General features: G+C 64.8%; 19 protein-coding genes. 6 read left to right on the top strand and 13 right to left on the bottom strand.

What is annotated here, in order from left to right; translation table 11 throughout:
• Positions 1–22 precede the first annotated feature (22 nt).
• Positions 23–928 carry a LysR family transcriptional regulator gene (locus HOP59_RS03140; protein WP_010629600.1) on the top strand — a complete coding sequence of 302 codons (906 nt, stop codon included), beginning with the start codon at positions 23–25 and terminating at the stop codon, positions 926–928.
• A 77-nt stretch (positions 929–1,005) separates the two neighbouring features.
• On the opposite strand, the gene HOP59_RS03135 is transcribed toward HOP59_RS03140, so the two are convergent.
• The 6 genes from HOP59_RS03135 to HOP59_RS03110 all read right to left on the bottom strand — a co-directional run bounded on the left by HOP59_RS03135 (position 1,006) and on the right by HOP59_RS03110 (position 7,442).
• Positions 1,006–1,989, bottom strand: coding sequence for a branched-chain amino acid ABC transporter permease (locus tag HOP59_RS03135; protein WP_010629601.1), 984 nt, complete (start codon positions 1,987–1,989; stop codon positions 1,006–1,008).
• Between the two features lie 4 nt (positions 1,990–1,993).
• On the bottom strand, positions 1,994–2,881 hold the full coding sequence (locus HOP59_RS03130) for a branched-chain amino acid ABC transporter permease (RefSeq protein WP_010629602.1): 888 nt from the start codon (positions 2,879–2,881) through the stop codon (positions 1,994–1,996).
• Between the two features lie 60 nt (positions 2,882–2,941).
• A complete protein-coding gene (locus HOP59_RS03125) occupies positions 2,942–4,162 on the bottom strand; it encodes an ABC transporter substrate-binding protein (RefSeq protein ID WP_234252757.1) in 1,221 nt (406 codons plus the stop codon).
• 99 nt (positions 4,163–4,261) lie between these two features.
• Positions 4,262–5,014, bottom strand: a complete 753-nt coding sequence (locus HOP59_RS03120; RefSeq protein ID WP_010629604.1) for an ABC transporter ATP-binding protein — start codon at positions 5,012–5,014, stop codon at positions 4,262–4,264.
• Positions 5,011–5,784 (bottom strand): ABC transporter ATP-binding protein, encoded by a 774-nt coding sequence (locus tag HOP59_RS03115; RefSeq protein WP_010629605.1) that lies wholly within the window; start codon positions 5,782–5,784, stop codon positions 5,011–5,013. Before HOP59_RS03115 ends, HOP59_RS03120 begins: the two co-directional genes overlap by 4 nt.
• 278 nt (positions 5,785–6,062) lie before the next feature.
• A complete protein-coding gene (locus HOP59_RS03110) occupies positions 6,063–7,442 on the bottom strand; it encodes an L-serine ammonia-lyase (protein WP_234252756.1) in 1,380 nt (459 codons plus the stop codon).
• Between the two features lie 162 nt (positions 7,443–7,604).
• Between HOP59_RS03110 and HOP59_RS03105 the strand changes: the two genes are divergently transcribed.
• A complete protein-coding gene (locus HOP59_RS03105) occupies positions 7,605–8,534 on the top strand; it encodes a LysR substrate-binding domain-containing protein (protein WP_234252755.1) in 930 nt (309 codons plus the stop codon).
• A 167-nt stretch (positions 8,535–8,701) separates the two neighbouring features.
• A complete protein-coding gene (locus tag HOP59_RS03100; RefSeq protein ID WP_010629608.1) occupies positions 8,702–10,270 on the top strand; it encodes an AbgT family transporter in 1,569 nt (522 codons plus the stop codon).
• 88 nt (positions 10,271–10,358) lie between these two features.
• On the opposite strand, the gene rpoD is transcribed toward HOP59_RS03100, so the two are convergent.
• The 3 genes from rpoD to rpsU form a co-directional block, all read right to left on the bottom strand.
• The gene (gene rpoD / locus HOP59_RS03095; protein WP_010629609.1) at positions 10,359–12,227 is read right to left on the bottom strand and encodes an RNA polymerase sigma factor RpoD; all 1,869 of its coding nucleotides are present in this window, start codon (positions 12,225–12,227) and stop codon (positions 10,359–10,361) included.
• A gap of 227 nt (positions 12,228–12,454) precedes the next feature.
• Positions 12,455–14,278, bottom strand: coding sequence for a DNA primase (dnaG, locus tag HOP59_RS03090; protein ID WP_234252754.1), 1,824 nt, complete (start codon positions 14,276–14,278; stop codon positions 12,455–12,457).
• A 143-nt stretch (positions 14,279–14,421) separates the two neighbouring features.
• Positions 14,422–14,637: a 30S ribosomal protein S21 gene (rpsU, locus tag HOP59_RS03085; protein ID WP_010629611.1), complete on the bottom strand. Its 216-nt coding sequence runs from the start codon at positions 14,635–14,637 to the stop codon at positions 14,422–14,424.
• 194 nt (positions 14,638–14,831) lie between these two features.
• On the opposite strand from rpsU, the gene tsaD reads away from it, so the two are divergent.
• Positions 14,832–15,869, top strand: coding sequence for a tRNA (adenosine(37)-N6)-threonylcarbamoyltransferase complex transferase subunit TsaD (gene tsaD / locus HOP59_RS03080; protein ID WP_234252753.1), 1,038 nt, complete (start codon positions 14,832–14,834; stop codon positions 15,867–15,869).
• A 48-nt stretch (positions 15,870–15,917) separates the two neighbouring features.
• On the opposite strand, the gene plsY is transcribed toward tsaD, so the two are convergent.
• On the bottom strand, positions 15,918–16,517 hold the full coding sequence (plsY, locus tag HOP59_RS03075) for a glycerol-3-phosphate 1-O-acyltransferase PlsY (protein WP_234252752.1): 600 nt from the start codon (positions 16,515–16,517) through the stop codon (positions 15,918–15,920).
• A 130-nt stretch (positions 16,518–16,647) separates the two neighbouring features.
• Between plsY and folB the strand changes: the two genes are divergently transcribed.
• A complete protein-coding gene (gene folB, locus HOP59_RS03070; RefSeq protein WP_234252751.1) occupies positions 16,648–17,013 on the top strand; it encodes a dihydroneopterin aldolase in 366 nt (121 codons plus the stop codon).
• Positions 17,013–17,510 carry a 2-amino-4-hydroxy-6-hydroxymethyldihydropteridine diphosphokinase gene (gene folK / locus HOP59_RS03065; RefSeq protein ID WP_234252750.1) on the top strand — a complete coding sequence of 166 codons (498 nt, stop codon included), beginning with the start codon at positions 17,013–17,015 and terminating at the stop codon, positions 17,508–17,510. The genes folB and folK overlap by 1 nt, the downstream gene beginning before the upstream one ends.
• A 37-nt stretch (positions 17,511–17,547) precedes the next feature.
• Here folK and HOP59_RS03060 read toward each other — a convergent pair whose 3' ends face one another.
• The 3 genes from HOP59_RS03060 to HOP59_RS03050 are packed head-to-tail and all read right to left on the bottom strand — an operon-like array spanning position 17,548 to position 19,881.
• Complete coding sequence (locus HOP59_RS03060) at positions 17,548–18,687, bottom strand: tRNA nucleotidyltransferase/poly(A) polymerase-related protein (protein ID WP_234252749.1); 1,140 nt, start codon at positions 18,685–18,687, stop codon at positions 17,548–17,550.
• On the bottom strand, positions 18,684–19,010 hold the full coding sequence (gene glpE / locus HOP59_RS03055; RefSeq protein WP_267963362.1) for a thiosulfate sulfurtransferase GlpE: 327 nt from the start codon (positions 19,008–19,010) through the stop codon (positions 18,684–18,686). Before glpE ends, HOP59_RS03060 begins: the two co-directional genes overlap by 4 nt.
• Positions 19,011–19,050: 40 nt before the next feature.
• Positions 19,051–19,881: a symmetrical bis(5'-nucleosyl)-tetraphosphatase gene (locus HOP59_RS03050; protein WP_234252747.1), complete on the bottom strand. Its 831-nt coding sequence runs from the start codon at positions 19,879–19,881 to the stop codon at positions 19,051–19,053.
• Between the last annotated feature and the right edge of the window lie 53 nt (positions 19,882–19,934).

The following is a 19,934-nucleotide window of genomic DNA, read 5'->3' as shown; positions in this document are numbered from 1 at the left end:
GTGCAATAATCACGGTGCGCTCATGGCTCATTGGGACGGTATCGAAGCCTTCGTGGAAGTGGTCAAGCTGGGCACTTTTGCCGCCGCAGCACGCCAGTTGCACGTTTCCAATTCGCATATCAGCCGCCAGGTGGCCCAGCTCGAACAGGAGCTGGGGCTGCCGCTGCTCTATCGCACCACGCGGCAGATCCACCTCACCGATGCCGGGGAGCGCTATTACGCCCGCTGCCGTGAACTCCTGGACGGCTTCCGTGAAGCCGAAGCCGCCCTGCAGAGCCTGCAGGAAAAGCCTCATGGCATCCTTCAGCTCAGCTGTGCCACCGCGTTCGGCGAGCGCTTCATCGCCCCTCTGGTCAATGACTTCCTCAAGCTGCATCCACAGCTGGAGATGCGCCTGCACCTCACCAACCGTCAGGTGGACGTCATCGACGAAGGTTACGACGTGGTCATTCGCATGGGCACCCTGCAGGACTCCACGCTGGTGGCCCGCCGGCTTTGCGAGCGGCGCGAATATGTCGTCGCCTCGCCCGACTACTTCCAGCGCGTGTCGCAGCCTCATTCGATAGCGGAACTGATACATCATCGCTGTCTGATCGGCACCCGGGACCAGTGGCGCTTCGATGTCGACGGCCTGCATCGTGAGGTGCGCGTGAGCGGCCCCTGGCAGGCCAATTCGGGACCGGCGCTGCTCGATGCTGCCCTCAAGGGACTGGGGTTGGCGCAACTGCCCGATTACTACGTCATGCCCTATCTCGCCAGCGGTGAGCTGGTCGAAGTGCTGTCGCGGTTTCAGTGCCGCGATGCCGGGGTATGGGCGGTCATGCCGCGCCATCGCCAGCATGCCGCCAAGGTACGCCAGTTCATCGATTTTCTGGTCGAGCACCTGCCCCAACGGCTGGAGCAGGCCTGCGCCACGGAAGCGCAGTGAAAGACAGTGCAATGAAAGAAAGTGCAATGAAAAAGGCGCCCCTATAGGGCGCCAGGAAGAGGTCTTGCCAACGGCCTTCACTTGAAGTTCTTGCGGTACATCTTCATCGCTTCACCGACGATACCGCTACGGAAGCTGAGCACACAGATCACGAAGATGACGCCGAGAATCGGGCCGACCCAGTTGCCCAGCGGCGACTGCGCCAGCATGTGCTGCAGGCTCACCACCAGCCCCGCGCCCACCACCGGACCGAACAGAGTACCGACGCCCCCCAGCAGGGTCATCAGGATCACCTCGCCGGACATGTGCCAATGGGCGTCGGTCAGCGACGCCAACTGGAACACCACGGTCTTGGTGGAGCCGGCCAGGCCGGCCAGACCTGCGGAAAGAATGAAGGCGACCAGCTTGTAGGCATCCACGTTGTAGCCAAGAGACACGGCACGCGGTTCGTTCTCGCGAATCGCCTTGAGCACCTGGCCGAACGGCGAGTGCACCGCACGCTGGATCAGAGCGAAACCGAACAGGAAGATGGCGAAGACGAAGTAGTACATCGCCAGATTGCTGCGCAGGCTGATGACGCCGAACAGGTGACCGCGCGGCACGCCGTGCAGGCCATCCTCACCGCCGGTGAAGGGCGCCTGAATGTAGAAGAAGAACATCAACTGCGCCAGCGCCAGGGTCACCATGGCGAAATAGATGCCCTGGCGGCGGATCGACAGCGCACCGAATGCGGCCCCCAGCACCAGGGCGGCAGCCGTACCGATGAGGATGCCAAGCTCGGGGGTCAGTGCCGGGTAGCTCGCCAGCAGATAGCCGGTGACGTAACCGCCGGTGGCCAGGAAGGCCGCATGCCCGAAGGAGAGCAGCCCGGCATAGCCCAACAGCAGGTTGAAGGCGCAGGCGAACAGCGCGAAGCACAGCACCTTCATCAAGAATACCGGGTAGGCGAAGAAGGGTGCCACCAGGCCGATCGCGATCAGTACCAGGTAGAAGGCATTGCGACGCAGGTTGGCGCGGCGCTCACGCTTCATGGAGGGCGTCATCGTTTGAGTCGTGGCCATGTCGTCATGCCTCCTTGCCGAACAGTCCGGCGGGTCTTAGCAGCAGCACCAGAATCATCACCAGGAAGATCACGGTGTTCGCCGCCTCGGGGTAGTACACCTTGGTCAGACCTTCTATCAGCCCCATGGCAAGCCCGGTGACGATGGCGCCCAGAATGGAGCCCATGCCACCGATGACCACCACGGCGAAGACCACGATCAGCAGGTTCGAACCCATGGTCGGCGACACTGGATAGAGCGGTGCGGCCAGTACCCCGGCGAAGGCCGCCAGCGCCACGCCGAAGCCATAGGTCAGCGTCACCAGCAGTGGCACGTTGACCCCGAAGGCCTGCATCAGTGCCGGGTTCTCGGTGCCCGCGCGCAGGTAGGCACCGAGGCGTGTGCGCTCGATGATGTACCAGGTAGCAAAGCAAACGACGAGAGCCGCCAGCAGTACCCAGGCGCGATACTTGGGCAGGAACATGAAACCGGTCTGATAACCGCCCTGCAGCGCCTCGGGGGTGGGGTAACGCGCCCCGGATACGCCGAAGAAGTTGACCAGCGTACCCTCGAAGATCAGTGCCAGGCCGAAGGTCAGCAGCAAGCCGTAGAGATGGTCCAGGTGGCCGATGCGACGCAGCAGCACGCGCTCGATCAGCATGCCCAGCAGGCCCACGAAGAGCGGTGCCAGCAGTAGCGCCGCCCAGTAATTGATGCCCAGGTAGCGCATGCCCAGCAGGGTGGCGAACGCCCCCAGCATGTACATGGCCCCATGAGCGAAGTTGACGATCTTCAGCAGGCCGAAGATCACCGCCAGCCCAAGGCTCAGCAGGGCGTAAAAGGCGCCGTTGATCAGACCCAACAGAAGCTGGCCCATGAACACCGCCAACGGCACGCCGAATATCATCGTCATGTCAGGTTCTCCTCGCCGTCAGAGGGGCGGCGGCCGCAGCCGCCGCCGATCTTGCTCGCTTCAGTTCTGCACCAGCTTGCACTGGCTTTCGGAGAGCGGGCGGTAGGCCTCTTCGGCGGGAATGGTGGTGAGGATTTCGTAGAGATCCCACTCGTGGGTGGACTCTTCGGGCGACTTCACGCGCGCCAGGTACATGTCGTGCACCATGCGGCCATCCTCGCGCAGCCGGCCATTACGAGCGAAGAAGTCGTGGATCGGCTGACGCATCATGTGCTCGCGCACCGTCTGCGGATCGTCGCTGCCGGTCGCCTCGACTGCTTGCAGGTAGTGAGTAGTGCTGGAATAGATGCCGGCCTGGACCATGGTCGGCATGCGGCCCACGCGCTCGTAGTAACGCTCGGCCCACTCACGTGCCTCGTCGTCCATGTTCCAGTACCAGCCGGTAGTCAACAGCAGCCCCTGGGTGGCGTCGAGCCCCATGGCATGCACGTCGTTGAGGAACACCAGCAGACCGGCCAGCTGCTGCCCGGCCTCCACTACGCCGAACTGGCTGGCGGTGTTGATGGCATTGACGGTATCGGCACCGGCATTGGCCAGACCGATGATCTTGGCGCCGGAACCCTGGGCCTGGAGGATGTAGGACGAGAAGTCGTCGGTGGGGAACGGGTGGCGCACGCCGCCGACGATCTGACCGCCGTTCTCTTCCACCACACGGGTCACGTCGCCCTCCAGGGCATGACCGAAGGCGTAGTCGGCGGTGAGCATGAACCAGGTGTCGCCGCCCTGCTGTACCACCGCCTGGGCGGTACCGTTGGCCAGCGGATAGGTGTCGTAGACCCAATGAATGTGATTGGGCGTGCAGTGCTCGTTGGTGATGCTGGAGGCAGCCGAAGCGGACACGATGCCGAAGCCGTCGTTCTCTTCCAGCACGCGGGTGACGGCAATGGTCACCGAGGAGGCCACCAGGCCGGCCACCATGTCGACGTTGCGGGTATCGATCCATTCACGCACGGTGTTGGCGCCGACGTCGGCGCTGTTGCGGTCGTCGGCGCTGAACACCTGGATGGGTGCTCCGTTGACGCTGCCACCGAAGTCCTCGACCGCCATGCGCAGGGCTTCGAGGCCGCCGGGTCCGGCCAGGTCACGATAGGTGCCGGACATGTCCGCCAGGTAGCCGATGCGAATCTCGCCGTCGCTGATCTCGGCCTGAGCGGCAGTCGCCATGGCGGCGGTGACGGCAAGAGCAACGCTGCTGGCGAGAGTCTTCTTGATGAAGGTCATTATTGTCTCCATAGCCCGGTTGGGCGGCTTGTTGTTGTGATGCATCGTTGTGACACGTACTGCAGATGAGTCGCGCTTCGTCGTGATAACGAAAGTTGGTTACACCCCCAGCAGGGAGTTGAGGTGATCGCGCTTGGAGGGCAGCTGTGCCGCACTGATCTCCTCGATGATGCGCCCGTGCTCCATGACGTAGTGGCGGTCGGCCAGCGGCGCGGCGAAGCGGAAATTCTGCTCCACCAGCACGATGGTCATGCCACGGTCGCGCAGCTTGACCAGTACCTCGGCCAGCTTCTGCACGATGACCGGCGCCAGCCCCTCGGTGATCTCGTCGAGCAGCAGCATGCGCGCGCCGGTGCGCAGGATGCGCGCCATGGCCAGCATCTGCTGCTCCCCGCCCGAAAGCCGAGTGCCCTGACTGCGGCGGCGCTCGTAAAGGTTGGGAAACATCTCGTAGATTTCGTCGATCGACATGCCACCCGAACGCACGGTGGGCGGCAGCAGCAGATTCTCTTCCACGTCGAGGCTGGCGAAGATACCGCGCTCCTCGGGGCAGTAGCCGATACCCAGACGCGGAATGCGATGCGCCTTCATGCCGACCGTCTCGGTGCCGTTGATCATGATCGAACCGGTACGCCGGCCCACCATGCTCATGATCGCCTTGAGCGTGGTGCTGCGCCCTGCACCGTTGCGGCCCAGCAGGGTCACCAGCTCACCGCGACGCACCTCCATGTCGACCCCATGAAGAATGTGCGACTCGCCATAGAAGGCATGCAGATCGCGGATGCGCAGCATCTCGGCGCCATCGTGATCGTTGTATTCGCTGCGTGAAGGCTGTTCGACGACCTGATTCATGCGCTGGCCTCCTCTGCCGCAGCCTCGCTACCCATGTAGGCCTCGCGCACCCGTGGGTCGGCGGAAACCGTCTGGTAATCCCCTTCCGCCAGCACGGCGCCGCGAGCCAATACGGTGATGCGGTCGCAAAGCCGGCTCACCACACTGAGGTTGTGCTCCACCATCAGCACCGTACGGCCCTGCGCCACGCGGCGGATCAGCGCGACGATACGGTCGACGTCCTCTGCCCCCATGCCCTGGGTCGGCTCGTCGAGCAGCATCAGCGTCGGATTCATGGCCAGGGTCGTGGCCACCTCGAGCGCGCGCTTGCGCCCGTAGGGCATCTCCACCGTCAGCACGTCGGCGTACTCACGCAGACCAACCTCATCGAGCAGCTCGATGGCGCGGTCGTTGAGGTAGTCGAGCGTGCGCTCCGACTTCCAGAAATGGAAGGAGGTGCCGATGGGGCGCTGCAGCGCCACGCGCACGTTCTCCAGCGCGGTCATGTGGGCGAACACCGCCGAGATCTGGAAGGAACGCACCATCCCCATGCGGGCGATCTCGTTGGCCTTCATGCCGGTGATCGGCTTGTCGCGGTAGAGAATCTCGCCACGGGTCGGTGGCAGGAACTTGGTGAGGAGATTGAAGACGGTCGTCTTGCCGGCACCGTTGGGACCGATCAAGGCGTGGATATGCCCCTCCCGGACCTGCAGGTTGACATCGTCCACGGCGGTGAAGCCGCGGAACTGCTTGGTCAACCCGCGAGTTTCCAGTATGAACTCCTGGGTCATGTGACGTCCTCTCTGGATCGCCCACGCGATCCATGCTGATTTGTTGTCGTTGTCGTGAAGGCTGCGGCCGGCGCTTGGCCCAACCTGGGACTTCTAACCTTTACGTTAACGTAAGCTAGAGGAGACACAACCGCGGAGCAACCGTTCATGGGTCAAACTCGACCAATGGCGTATATCAAAGCAGGCTTTGTTAGTTTGCAAACAAAAACGCGATGCCACAGGGGCATCGCGTCATGTTCTTCACCATTACAGCCAAGGGGCTGTTCTGGCGACCTCTTTCAGCACTCGATGGCGTTCACGGCCAGGCCGCCGCGGGACGTTTCCTTGTACTTGTCCTGCATGTCGCGCCCGGTATCGCGCATGGTGCGGATCGCCTTGTCGAGTGAAATGAAATGCTCGCCGTCCCCACGCAGCGACATCTGGGCGGCATTGATCGCCTTGACCGAAGCGATGGCGTTGCGCTCGATGCAGGGTACCTGTACCAGGCCGCCCACCGGGTCGCAGGTCAGCCCGAGGTTGTGCTCCAGGCCAATCTCGGCGGCATTCTCCACCTGTGCCACGCTGCCTCCCATCACCTCGGCCAGCCCGGCGGCGGCCATGGCGCAGGCCGAGCCGACCTCGCCCTGGCAGCCCACCTCGGCGCCGGAGATGGAAGCGTTCTTCTTGCACAGGATGCCCACCGCCGCGGCGGCCAGCAGGAAATCGACCACGTCGCGCTCACAGGCGCCGGGCTGGAACTTCATGTAGTAATGCAGCACGGCCGGAATGATGCCCGCCGCCCCGTTGGTGGGGGCCGTGACCATGCGCCCGCCCGCGGCGTTCTCTTCGTTCACCGCCAGGGCGAAGACGTTGACCCAGTCCATGGCGCCGAAGGTCGAAGCGATCAAGCTCCGGTCGTCGCTCGTCGCCAGCAGGCGGCGATGCAGCGCAGCGGCACGGCGCTTGACGTTGAGCCCGCCGGGAAGCACGCCTTCCTGCTGCAAGCCTTTGTCGACGCAGGCCTGCATGGCCTGCCAGATCTGCCACAGGCCGTCACGAATCTCGGCTTCGCTGCGCCAGGCCTTCTCGTTCTCCAGCATCAGCTCGCTGATTCGCATGTCATGCATGCGGCACAGCGCCATCAGCTCGGCGCCGGAATTGAAGTCGTAAGGCAGCACGGTGGAATCCTGATCCAGCTCGCCGCGCTCGGCCTGCCCCTCGTCGATGACGAAACCGCCACCCACCGAGTAGTAGGTGTTACGCCACAGCTCTTCGCTATGACCGTGCGCCACCAGCGTCATCGCATTGGGGTGGTAGGGCAGGCACTCCTCGTACCACTGCAGGTCACGAGTCCAGAGGAACGGGATCGCCAGGCGTCCGTCCAGCATCAGCGTGTTGGTTTCCAGCAGCTCTTCGATGCAGGGCGTGACGATGGCGGGATCGATCCGATCGGGACGCTCGCCCATCAGCCCCATGATCACTGCGCGATCGGTAGCGTGCCCCTTGCCGGTGGCACTCAGCGAGCCGAACAGTTTCACCTCGATGCGGGCCACGCGCTCGACCAGGTCCCGCTGGCGCAGCTCCTCGACGAAGTCATAGGCAGCCCGCATGGGCCCCACGGTATGGGAGCTGGACGGACCGATACCGATCTTGAACAGGTCGAACACACTGATGGCCATGATTCACCTCGCAAGTCGTCAGCCATGCCACGTACCAATGAAGCCCATGGATCAGCCTGACTAAAACATGTTTGCTTGTAAGCAAGTATGGCATAAGGTTGACGTCGAAGGGCTCGCCAAGCAACCGAGAATAACTCCTTGCAGCTATAGCAAAACTAAACCATGAGTCGACTACTGCACGCCCAAACCCATGCCTGGCTGAAAGTCTTCGCGATCAGCGCACGCCACCTCTCGTTTACCCGGGCGGCAGAAGAGCTGCACGTCACCACTGGCGCGGTGAGCCAGCAGATCAAGCAGCTGGAGGAGCGGCTCGGCTTCAAGCTCTTTCGCCGCCTGCCACGGCGCCTGGAGCTTACTGAAGAGGGCAAACGGCTGGCCGCCGTGGTGGACGAGGCCTACCAGTCGGTCGGCCTCGAGGTGAAGCGCCTGCGCAGTGGCGTGATGAGCGGCGTGATTCGCCTGCGCAGCGTGCCGGCCTTTCTCAGTAAGTGGCTGATGCCGCGCCTGCCGCGACTCCAGGCCCGTTTTCCCGATATCGAGCTGCAGGTCATCGCCGAGGACAGCAGCCTGTCGCTGCGTGAAGGCGAGTTCGATCTGGCGATCGATCTCAACGACGGCCACTATCCGGGCCTGGCCATCACCCCGCTGATGGAGGAGGTGATCTTCCCGGTCTGCGCCCCCGGCTTGATGCGCCGCCGCCCGCCGCTTTCCAGCCCCGGCGACCTGGCCTGGTACCCGCTGCTGCACGATATCACCGCTTGGCGCGGTGGGAGCCCCTACGCCGAGTGGGAACACTACCTGCAGGCCATCGAAGCCCCGCCGCTCAACGTACGCCGCGGCTACACCTTCAATCGGCACCGGCTGGCCCTGGAGGCGGCCGTCGCCGGCATGGGAGTCGCCATTGCACGCCAGGCGCTGCTGACCGACGAACTCAAGACGGGGGCGCTGATCGCCCCGTTCCCCGCCCGCATCCCCACCGGCAAGCGCTACGGCATCGTGCATACCAGCGGCGCGCTGGACGACCGGCGCGTCGCGGCCGTTCACGACTGGATCGTGGAAGAGGCCCAGCGCCACGTGACCACCTACTCCTGACGCTCCTTCCCCACCGCCTCCCTGTTCGAATCGGCACACCTCGCGTGACCAGACTTGCCCATGGCGAGGCAGGTTTGCAGACAGATCATTATCAGCGTAATGTCTCGCGCCATGCCAACAAGGCAACAATTTCAACTAATCAAAGCGCACTAAAAGAGTATTTTCTAATGTCAACATTACCTCGCCGCGAGCGCCTGAAACGGGGCGCCTTCCATCGTTTCCTCGACAGCGTGGAGTGGCTGGGCAATCTGCTGCCACACCCGGTCACTCTGTTCGCACTGCTCTGCGTCATCGTGGTGGTGGCCAGCGGCATCGCCGGTGCCCTGGGCGTTTCGGTCGCCGACCCGCGCCCTGCCAATGAAGGTGAGCTCATTGCGGTCAATTCGTTGCTCAACGCAGAAGGATTGCGTCGCCTGATCACCGAGATGGTGACCAACTTCACCGGCTTCGCGCCGCTGGGCACGGTACTGGTCGCCATGCTCGGCGTGGGCGTCGCCGAGCATTCGGGACTGCTCTCGGCCAGCATGCGCGCCCTGGTGCTGGACCGCTCACCACGCATCGTCACCTATGCCGTGGTGTTCGCCGGCATCATGTCCAACATGGCCGCCGAACTCGGTTACGTGGTGCTGATTCCGCTGGCAGCGATGATCTTCCATTCGCTGGGGCGTCATCCGCTGGCCGGGCTCGCCGCCGCCTTCTGCGGCGTTTCCGGCGGCTACAGCGCCAACCTGCTGATCGGCACCGTCGACCCGCTGCTCTCCGGCATCACCCAGGAAGCCGCGCGCCTGCTCGACCCGAGCTACAGCGTAGGCGCCGAGGCCAACTGGTTCTTCATGATCGTCAGCACCTTCGTCGTCACGCTGATCGGCGGGCTGGTGACCGAGCGCATCGTCGAGCCCAAGCTCGGCAAGTTCGATGCCGCCTACGCCGCGGATGACATCGACGGGCAGCGCATGGCGAGCCTCTCGGCCACGGAGAAGCGCGCACTCAAGGGGACCGGACTCGCCACCCTGGCCATCGTGGCGCTGCTGGCACTCATGGTGGTGCCTGCCAACGGCATCCTGCGCCACCCGGAAACCGGCGCCATCAGCGGCTCGCCCTTTCTCAGCGGCATCGTGGTGATCGTGGCGATTTCCTTCTCTCTGCTCGGTTTCGTCTACGGCAGGCTTGCCGGCACCATGCGCGGCGACCGCGACGTCGTCGATGCCATGGCCCGCAGCATGAGCAGCCTCGGCCTTTACATCGTACTGGTCTTCTTTGCCGCCCAGTTCGTGGCGCTGTTCAACTGGAGCAATTTCGGCACCGTGATCGCCGTGGCTGGCGCCGACATGCTGCAGACACTGGGCCTGAGCGGCCCGCTGCTGTTCGCCCTGTTCATCCTGATGTGCGCCTTCGTCAACCTGTCGCTGGGCAGCGCGTCGGCACAGTGGGCGGTCACGGCGCCCATCTTCGTACCGATGCTGATGCTTATGGGCTATGCCCCGGAAGTGATCCAGGCCGCCTACCGCATCGGCGACTCGGTGACCAACTTGATCACGCCGATGATGAGCTACTTCGGCCTGATCATGGCGGTGGCCGCGCGTTACCGTAAGGACCTGGGTATCGGCACGCTGGTGGCGCTGATGCTGCCCTACACCCTGTTCATGCTGATCGGCTGGAGCCTGCTGTTCTTTGCCTGGGTGTTCCTGTTCGGCCTGCCGGTAGGGCCGGGCTCGGCCACCCACTACGTGCTCTGAACACGCCCTGCGCCACACCGTCCACGGTGCGGTCGAAAAAAAACCGCGGCCATCGGGCCGCGGTTTTTTTCACATCGGATGATCGCGCTTACTCGTCGAGGAACGAACGCAGCGGTTCGGAGCGGCTCGGGTGGCGCAGCTTGCGCAGCGCCTTGGCTTCGATCTGACGAATCCGCTCACGGGTCACGTCGAACTGCTTGCCGACCTCCTCGAGGGTGTGGTCGGTGTTCATGTCGATACCGAAACGCATGCGCAGCACCTTGGCCTCACGAGCGGTCAACCCGCCGAGCACGTTGCGGGTGGCCTCGATCAAGCCCTCGCCGGTAGCAAGGTCGACCGGCAGCTGCATGGTGCTGTCCTCGATGAAATCGCCCAGGTGCGAGTCGTCGTCGTCACCGATGGGCGTCTCCATGGAGATCGGCTCCTTGGCGATCTTGAGCACCTTGCGTACCTTGTCCTCGGGCATCTCGAGACGCTCGCCCAGCTCCTCTGGCGTCGGCTCGCGGCCCATCTCCTGCAGCATCTGGCGCGACACGCGGTTGAGCTTGTTGATGGTCTCGATCATGTGCACCGGAATACGGATGGTACGCGCCTGATCGGCGATCGAGCGGGTGATCGCCTGACGAATCCACCAGGTGGCGTAGGTCGAGAACTTGTAGCCGCGACGGTACTCGAACTTGTCCACCGCCTTCATCAGGCCAATGTTGCCCTCCTGGATCAGATCCAGGAACTGCAGGCCACGGTTGGTGTACTTCTTGGCGATGGAGATCACCAGACGCAGGTTGGCCTCGACCATCTCCTTCTTGGCCCGGCGCGCCTTGGCCTCGCCGATGGAGAGACGACGATTGATCTCCTTCAGCTCCGGCACGGGCAGCTGAACCATCTCCTCCTCGAAGGCGATGCGGCGCTGGGCGCGCTGGATATCGGCCCGCAGCGGCTCGAGGCGCTCGGCGAACTTGGCATTCTCGGCAATGAACTCGTCGAGCCACTCCTGACGCGATTCGTTGCCGGGAAACGCCTTGATGAAGCTCTTGCGCGGCACCTTGGCCAGCTTGACGAAAAGCTGCATCACCGCCTTTTCCTGGGTGCGAATCTGCTCGACGCTGATGCGCACCTGACCGACCAGGCGCTCGAAGTGCTTGGGCACCAGCTTGATCGGCGAGAACAGTTCCGCCAGGCGATCCATCTCGACCCGCGCCTGCTCGCTGCCACGACCATGCTTGGCCAGGGCTTCCCGCACCAGCTCGTTCTGCTCGCGGATCTGCTCGAAACGCGCCCTCGCCTCTTCCGGGTCGGGGCCGCCGGTGCTCTCCTCCGCCTCGCTGGTGTCAGCGTCGTCTTCGTCATCGTCAGCATCGGCATCATCCGCGTCGTCGGCGGCGCCGTCGTCGACCAGCTCTTCGGGCACTTCCGCCTCGGCCACGCCGGGGATGCCTTCGTCAGGATCGATGAAGCCGGAGAAGAGGTCGGACAGTCGTCCCGGCGCCTCTTCGTCCTGGGTGGCATCGTAGGCCTCGAGAATCGAGTCCACCGCGCCCGGCAGCCAGGCCAGCGCCGACATCACTTCGCGGGTGCCTTCCTCGATGCGCTTGGCAATCTCGATCTCACCCTCGCGGGTCAGCAGCTCCACGGTGCCCATTTCACGCATGTACATGCGCACCGGATCGGTGGTCCGGCCTACGTCGCTCTCTACCGCCGCCAGGGCAGCCACGGCCTCCTCGGCGGCCGACTCGTCGGCGGAGTGATCGGACATCATCAGGGTATCTTCATCGGGTGCTTCCTCGACGACGCTGATACCCATGTCATTGATCATGCCGATGATGTCTTCCACCTGATCGGGATCGGCAATATCCTCGGGAAGATGGTCGTTGACCTCGGCATAGGTCAGGTAGCCCTGTTCCTTGCCACGCGCGATCAACTCCTTCAGACGTGACTGCTGCTGCGCATTTCCAGCCATAGAAACCCTATCTCGACGAAGAAGAATGAAGCACCTGAAGCGCTGGGGTGGAGAAAACTCATGAAGCCCAATAGTATAGCGGGAAACAGTACGAACCCGCCAGTACGGCCCATTTGCTCGATCACTCAGGTGTGTTAGTTTAATCGGTTATGCTGACAGCGTCCGGCCATGCTCCCTAACATGGGGGTGCACAACGGAAAATCAATCCGCCGGTCTCAATCCAGCGGTCAGCGTTTCAGCTCCAACAGCAGCTCCTGCAGCCGCTGCCTCGCCTCGAGCGGCAGGCGTTCACCGCCCCGCTCTTTGGCCAGCAGCGCCTCGAACTCCTCCTGCGGCGACTGGCGCTGCCGTTGACGCCTCAGGTACTCGACCAATCCCTCGAGCTCCTGGCCTCGCGCCTCCCGCGGAATCAGCATCTCTCGCTGTACCAGTGCCGCTAGCCGCTCGCCCTGAGCACTGCCCTGGAAGTGGGCCAGCAACACATGCGGGCTACGGTAACGTCCCGCCCGCAGCAAACGCACCAGCTCGCGGCACAGCAAGGCATCCGTCCCGTCCTCCGGACACCACTCCTCCACCGCGGGCAAGCGCTCGACCAGCGTCGGCTCATGCACCAGCAGCTGCAGCACCCGCGCCATCAGCCCCAGCGCCGCTCCCTCTTTGCGCGGCTTCTCTTCCGCCACACTCGGTGCGGAAGCCGCCGCGACAGGCGCCTGGGAAGGCTCGGCGGCCGGTGAGGCAGCCTCCTGCTCGCTGGCCAGGAGCGCGTCGAAGCGAGACTGATCGACCCCGGTACGCCGCGCGAGCTCCCCCAGCAGCACGGTCTTCAACATGCCCTGAGGCAATCGTGCCACTGCCTTCAACACCTGGCTGGCGAAGCGCTCGCGCTCCTCGACACGTGCCAGGTCACGCCCCCGCGCCGCCTGATCGAACAGGAACTCCGACAACGGGCTGGCGCAGGTGATGCGGTTCTCGAAGGCCTCAGGCCCCTCGCGACGCACCAGCGTATCCGGGTCCTCGCCCTCCGGCAGGAACAGGAAGCGCGCCGTCCGCCCATCGATCATCTGCGGCAGCACCGTTTCCAGCGCGCGGCTGGCGGCCTGCCGCCCGGCCCGGTCGCCGTCGAAGCAGAACACCACCTCGTCGACCATGCGGAACAGCCGCCCCAGATGCTCCTCGCTGGTGGAAGTCCCCAGGGTCGCCACGGCATTGCGAATGCCGAACTGGGCCAGCGCCACCACGTCCATGTAGCCCTCGACGATCACCAGCCGCTCGAGCCGTGGATTGGCCTGCCTGGCCTCGAACAGCCCGTACAGCTCCCTGCCCTTGTGGAAGACCGGCGTCTCGGGCGAGTTCAAGTATTTAGGCTTGGCATCGCCGAGCACCCGACCACCGAAGGCGATGGTACGTCCGCGCACGTCACGAATCGGGAACATCACCCGATCGCGGAAGCGGTCGTAGGTGCGGCCGCTCTCCTCGCGCTGCACCAGCAGGCCGTATTCGACCTGTACCGCTTCGGCAACGCCCCTAGCGCTCAGGTGGCGCTTGAGTGCCTCCCAGTCGTCCGGGGCATAGCCGATGCCGAAGTCTCGCTGCACCTCTTCGGAGAGGCCGCGCCGGGAGAGGTACTCCCGCGCCTGCTGCCCCTCAGACATCTTCAGCCGCTCGCGAAAGAAGCTGGCCGAGAGCTCGAGCAGATTGACGCCCTCCTGGCGCTTGCGCTCGCGTGCCTGAGCGCGAGGGTCGTCGTCGCCTTCGCGCGGCACCTCGAGCCCCAAGCGGGCCGCCAGTTGCTCTACCGCCTCGGGGAAGCGCAGCTTGTCGTACTCCATCAGAAAACGCAGAGCAGTGCCGTGAGCACCACAGCCGAAGCAGTGATAGAACTGCTTATCGGCACTGACGGTGAAGGACGGCGTCTTTTCCTGATGAAAGGGGCACAGGCCGGAATAGTTGCGTCCAGCCTTCTTCAGCTGCACTCGCTCGCCCACCACCTCGACCACGTCGACGCGTGCCAGCAGGTCATCGATGAAGCGCTGCGGAATCTGGCCGGCCATGTGGGTCTTGCCACCTCCCGGCGGGGCAGATGAAAAGTTGCAGTGAAACGGACTTGAAAGACAAGCGGCCACCTGACGGCAGCCGCTTGGTCATCCTTCCAGAAGCCGCAATGCACGAAGCATCGAGGCTCCCCGAGTACGGATCAATAGAGCCGTTCGAAACGCTTGCGCTCACGCTGGAGCTTCTTGGCGTGACGCTTCACCGCGGCGGCAGCCTTGCGCTTGCGCTCTGCTGTCGGCTTCTCGTAGTGCTCGCGACGACGCACTTCGGAGAGGATGCCGGCTTTTTCACAGGAACGCTTGAAACGGCGCAGCGCGACGTCGAACGGCTCGTTATCACGTACTTTGACAGAAGGCATTAAGCACTCACCTACCTTGAATTCTTGAGTTCGGTTCGAACGCACACCCGGATGTGGGTGCACGACCCAATTGTACAGCGCACGGTAGTTTAGTCGGCGATGCCAAGCTTTGCAAATTCCCGCCACACGAAGGCGGGATGGCCAGGCCCCGATTTGCTAGAATACGGCCTTCCTCTCATCATGAGCTCTGCACCATGCGCGTCCTTGGCATCGAGACCTCCTGCGACGAAACCGGCGTCGCGATCTACGACACCGAACGCGGCCTGCTGGCCGACGCTCTCTACAGCCAGGTCGCCATGCATGCCGAATATGGCGGCGTGGTACCGGAGCTGGCCTCCCGTGACCATACCCGGCGCCTGCTGCCCCTGATACAGCGGGTGCTCGACGAGGCCGGCATGCAGCGCAGCGAGCTCGACGCCATCGCCTATACCGCCGGCCCGGGGCTGGTCGGCGCGCTGATGGTGGGCGCCAGCACCGCGCACGGCATGGCTCGTGCGCTGGGCATCCCCGTGCTGGGGGTTCACCACATGGAGGGGCACCTGCTGGCGCCCATGCTCGAGGAGTCGCCGCCGGCCTTCCCCTTCGTCGCCCTGCTGGTCTCCGGCGGGCATACTCAACTGGTCGAGGTACAAGGGCTGGGGCTGTATCGCCTGCTCGGCGAGTCGGTGGACGACGCCGCCGGCGAAGCCTTCGACAAGACCGCCAAGATGCTGGGACTGAGCTATCCCGGCGGCCCTCAGGTCGCCCGACTGGCCGAGACGGGCAATCCCGGGCGCTTTCGCTTCCCCCGGCCGATGACCGACCGGCCGGGCCTCGACTTCAGCTTTTCCGGGCTCAAGACCCATACCCTCACCACCCTGCGCCAGCTGGAACAGGCCGGCGAGCTCGACGACCAGGCCCGTGCCGACGTTGCCCGGGCCTTCGAGGAGGCAGTGGTCGATACCCTGACGATCAAGTGCCGCCGGGCGTTGGACGACACCGGCCTCAAACGTCTGGTGATGGCCGGTGGGGTGAGTGCCAACCAGCGCCTGCGCGAGAGATTGGCCACAGAGGTGGCGAAGCGCAACGCACAGGTATTCTATCCCCGCGGCCGTTTCTGCACCGACAACGGCGCCATGATCGCCCTGGCCGGCGCCTTGCGCCTGGAGGCCGGCGAACGCGACGAGACAGGACAGATGAAGGCGGTACCGCGCTGGCCGATGGATACCCTGACGTCACCAGCCAGCATCTGAACGTCCGCCGTCCTGATGCAACCAGCCGGGCCAACGACGACGCAACGTTCAAAGCGCGTGCTCGTCGCCCTTGCCCAGCCGACGTATGTTGAGCAGGTGGCGCACCAGCACCAGCAGGGTGAAGACCAGGATCACCAGCACATAGTCCGGCGCCAGCCACAGGCTGGCCAGCGGCGCGATACCGGCGCTGGCCAGCGAGGCCACCGCCGCGGTACGTACCCGCCAGGCCAGCAGTACCCACAGCGCGGCACAGCACAGTGCCACCCAGGGAGTCAGCACCAGCAGCACGCCGAACGCGCTGGCCACCGCCTTGCCGCCACGAAAACGATGCCAGGGCGGAAAACTGTGCCCCAACAGTACGGCCAGCCCGACCATGCCCTGGGCCCATGGCGGCATGCCCAGCACCATGGCGAACCACAACACCGGCATCCCCTTGGCCGCATCGAGCGCCAGCGTCGCTCCGGCAAGCCGCGGGCCGTAAAGGCGCAACACGTTCGAGAAGCCCGGGTTGCCGGAGCCTTCCCCGCGCGGATCAGCGACGCCTGCCAGCCGGCAGACCCACAGCGCGCCCAGCCAGGAACCGCTGAGATAGCCCAGCGGCACCAGACCCCATAGCGGCCACAGCTCTTCGCCCAAATCCGCCCCCATGCTCGTTCGTCATCACCATCAACGATTCTGCCAGCCCCCGCACGCCAGGGACAGCACCGCAAGCCTGTCAATCCGTCCCGACGCTCACGTACAATCGTGCCTCCTTCTTCGGCCTGTTTGGGAGCTGCACATGGATTGCGTGTTGATCGAGTCGCTGGAACTCGAGACGGTCATCGGCGTATACGACTGGGAACGCACCATTCGCCAGCGGCTGGTGCTCGACCTGGAGCTCGCCACCGACATTCGCCCGGCAGCTGCCGACGATGACCTCACCAAGACTCTCGACTACGCGGCCATCAGCCAGCGCATCCAGCGCTTCGCCGACGAGCACGACTTCGCACTGGTGGAAACCTTCGCCGAGCGTCTCGCGCAGTTGTTGATGACGGAATTTTTCGTGCCGTGGCTACGCTTGACGCTACGCAAGCCGGGCGCGGTACCGGCCGCTGCTGCGGTAGGCGTGCGCATCGAACGCGGCACACCGCCGGAGGGCGCCTGATGGCCAAGGTAAGCGTCAGCATCGGTAGCAACATCGAGCGTGAGCGTCACATCACGGCCTGCCTGGAGGCGCTTGCCGCCACCTTCGACAACCTGGCCGTGTCCCGCGTCTTCGAGAGCGAGCCCGTCGGCTTCATCGACGGACGCAACTTCTACAATCTGGTGGCAGTGTTCGACAGCGACTGGTCGGTGGGCGAGCTGCAGGCTTGGTGCAAGCGTATCGAGAGCGAGCACGGACGACGCCCGGGCACGCCCAAGTTCAGCCCGCGAACGCTGGACATCGACCTGCTGACGGTGGGCGACCTCTGCGGCGAGCACGACGGGGTCACGCTGCCACGCGACGAGATCCTGCACCACGCCTTCGTGCTGCTGCCGCTCGCCGAACTACTGCCCGACACGCTCCACCCCGAGGTCGGGCGTACCTACGCCGAACTGTGGACCGAGTTCGAGGCTGGCGATCAGCGTCTGTGGCCCGTCGAGTTCGTCTGGCGCTCCTGAGCGATGCGCCAGCAAGCCGACAGCTGAGCACATTCTCTCAGTGCCGCTCCATTTCCCGCTGCAGCACGGCCCGGCGCCGTCGGGCCAGTTCTTCGCCCAGCGCGCCGCCGCGAAAGCCCTCGGCCAGCAGCTCCCTTGCCTCGAGCCGCGACACCTCCCGCCAGGCCCGCTCTAGTCGTATGGCCAGCGCCGGCGTCTCGAGCGCCAGCAGCGCGATGAGCGGGGCCACCCGCTCGGCTCGGCGCCAGGCGTCGACACCGTCCAGCCAGGCTTTCACCGTATCGGCAACAGGCGTGTCGCTCTCGGCCAGTTGCCGGGTCAATGCGGCCTGCCACCCCAGCTCACGATAGCTGCGCGGCAGGCGCAGGCGTTCGCTCAAGGTTCGTTGGTCGGCCTCATCCAGATGCTCCACCAGGCGGGCCCAGCGCCAGCGCAACCGCTCCGCCTCGGGCAGTACATCTGGCAGGCGCGTCATGCGCTGCAACGCCTCATCGAGCTCCGCGCCGCTCCCGATGAGCTCGGGCATCAGCACCGTCAGGGCGCCACAGGCATGCAGCGTACGGAAGTAGACCGCCGGTTCGGGCTCGCCCAGCGCCTTCTCGGTCTCGGTCCAGACGCGCTCGGCCACCAGGTGAGAAAGCTCGCCGCTCTCGGTCAGCTCGCGCATCAGCGCCCAGGTCTCGTCGGCGATGATGAAGCCGAGCCCGGCATAGCGGGCCAGGAAACGTGCCGTGCGCAGCACCCGCAGCGGGTCTTCGACGAAGGCCGGCGAAACGTGTCGTAAGACGCGCTCTGCGAGATCCTGCAAGCCGCCGTATGGATCGATCAGCTCGCCTTCCGGGGTCTCTGCCATGGCGTTGATGGTGAGGTCGCGACGGGCCAGATCCTCTTCCAGAGTCACATCGGGGCTGGCATGCACCTCGAAACCGGTATAGCCGTGCCCCGACTTGCGCTCGGTGCGCGCCAGCGCATACTCCTCGTGGTTGAACGGGTGCAGAAACACCGGGAAGTCACGCCCCACCGGACGAAAGCCGCGGCGGCGCATCTCCTCAGGCGTCGCTCCCACCACCACCCAATCGGTATCCACGGTAGGCCAGCCCAGGCGAGCATCGCGCACTGCCCCCCCCACGCGATAGACCTCGAGGCCTGCGATCGCCGGGTCCCGCGCTGCGCTCATGAGCCGGCACGCTCCACGCGTTCAGGCAGGCGGTACTCCCATTCGGTGAAGCCGCCGTCGAGACTGTAGACCTCGGCGAAGCCCTGCCCCGCCAGCCAAGCCGCGGCTTGCTGGCTCGAGTGGCCGTGGTAGCACACCACCACCATGGGCTGCTCGCGCGGCGCCGCCTCCAGCAGTGCCGGCACGCTGTCATTGTCGAGATGGCGGCTGCCGGGAATGCGGCCGGCAGCAAAGCTGGCCGGATCGCGGATATCGACCAGGGTGAGCGGAGCCTCGTCGTCGAGCCAGGCGGTCAGGGTATCGATGGTCAGGTGTCGAAACATGGTGCGCTCCATTCAGGTCTCGCCGGATCGCAATCCGGGTTCAGCGGCGATGACGATGGCTGGGCACTGCAATGCGCTCGCCGGTGGAAAGGTTAAGTGCGGTGAGAGTGCCGCCCCACACGCAGCCGGTATCCAGTGCCTCGACCCGCACACGGGCGCCCTCGGCATGTCCTTCCAACGCGGCCCAGTGGCCGAACAGCAGCCGCACGTCGTCGCCTCTGGGGTAACGGAACCAGGGGGCGAAACCCGTCGGGGCGCTGTCGAGCCCCTCCTTGGCACTGAAGTCGAGGCAACCGTCGGCGTCGATGAAGCGCATGCGGGTCAGCACGTTGACGATGGCACGCAGGCGGTCGATGCCATCGAGCGCGGCATGCCAGCAGGCCGGCTCGTTGCCGTACATGCGCTCCAGGAAGGCACCGCTGCGCTCGCTGCCGAGACGCTCTTCGACCTCGCCGGCCAGCTCTGCCGCCTCGTTCACCGACCATTGAGGCAACAGCCCGGCGTGAACCATCACGGTCTCGCCCTGCCCTGCGAAGTCTTCACGCACCAGCAGCGACCGCGACTGCAGCCAGTCGAGCAGCGCCTCACGGTCGGGGGCGGCAAGAATGTCGTCCAGGGTGTCCTTGCGGTTGAGCCGGGCACCGCCACGCGCCACCGCCAGCAGGTGCAGGTCGTGATTGCCGAGCACGGTGAGGGCGGCATCGCCCAGCGCCTGCGCCTCGCGCAGGCAGGCGAGCGACCCCGGGCCGCGATTGATCAGGTCACCGGCCAGCCACAGGCGGTCGCGGCCGGGGTCGAAGTCGATCTTCTCGAGCAACTCGACGAACTCGGCGTGGCAGCCCTGCAAATCTCCGACGGCATAGGCGGTCATGACACTTTCCCTTGTGCGCTTCGCGGGTTGTCCATCCGGCGCGAGGCTCACCC

Source organism: Billgrantia aerodenitrificans, assembly GCF_021404405.1.
Classification (GTDB): Bacteria; Pseudomonadota; Gammaproteobacteria; order Pseudomonadales; family Halomonadaceae; genus Halomonas; species Halomonas aerodenitrificans.
Note: the sequence above shows the minus strand (reverse complement) of the source record. Positions and strands in the feature narration are given on the sequence as shown.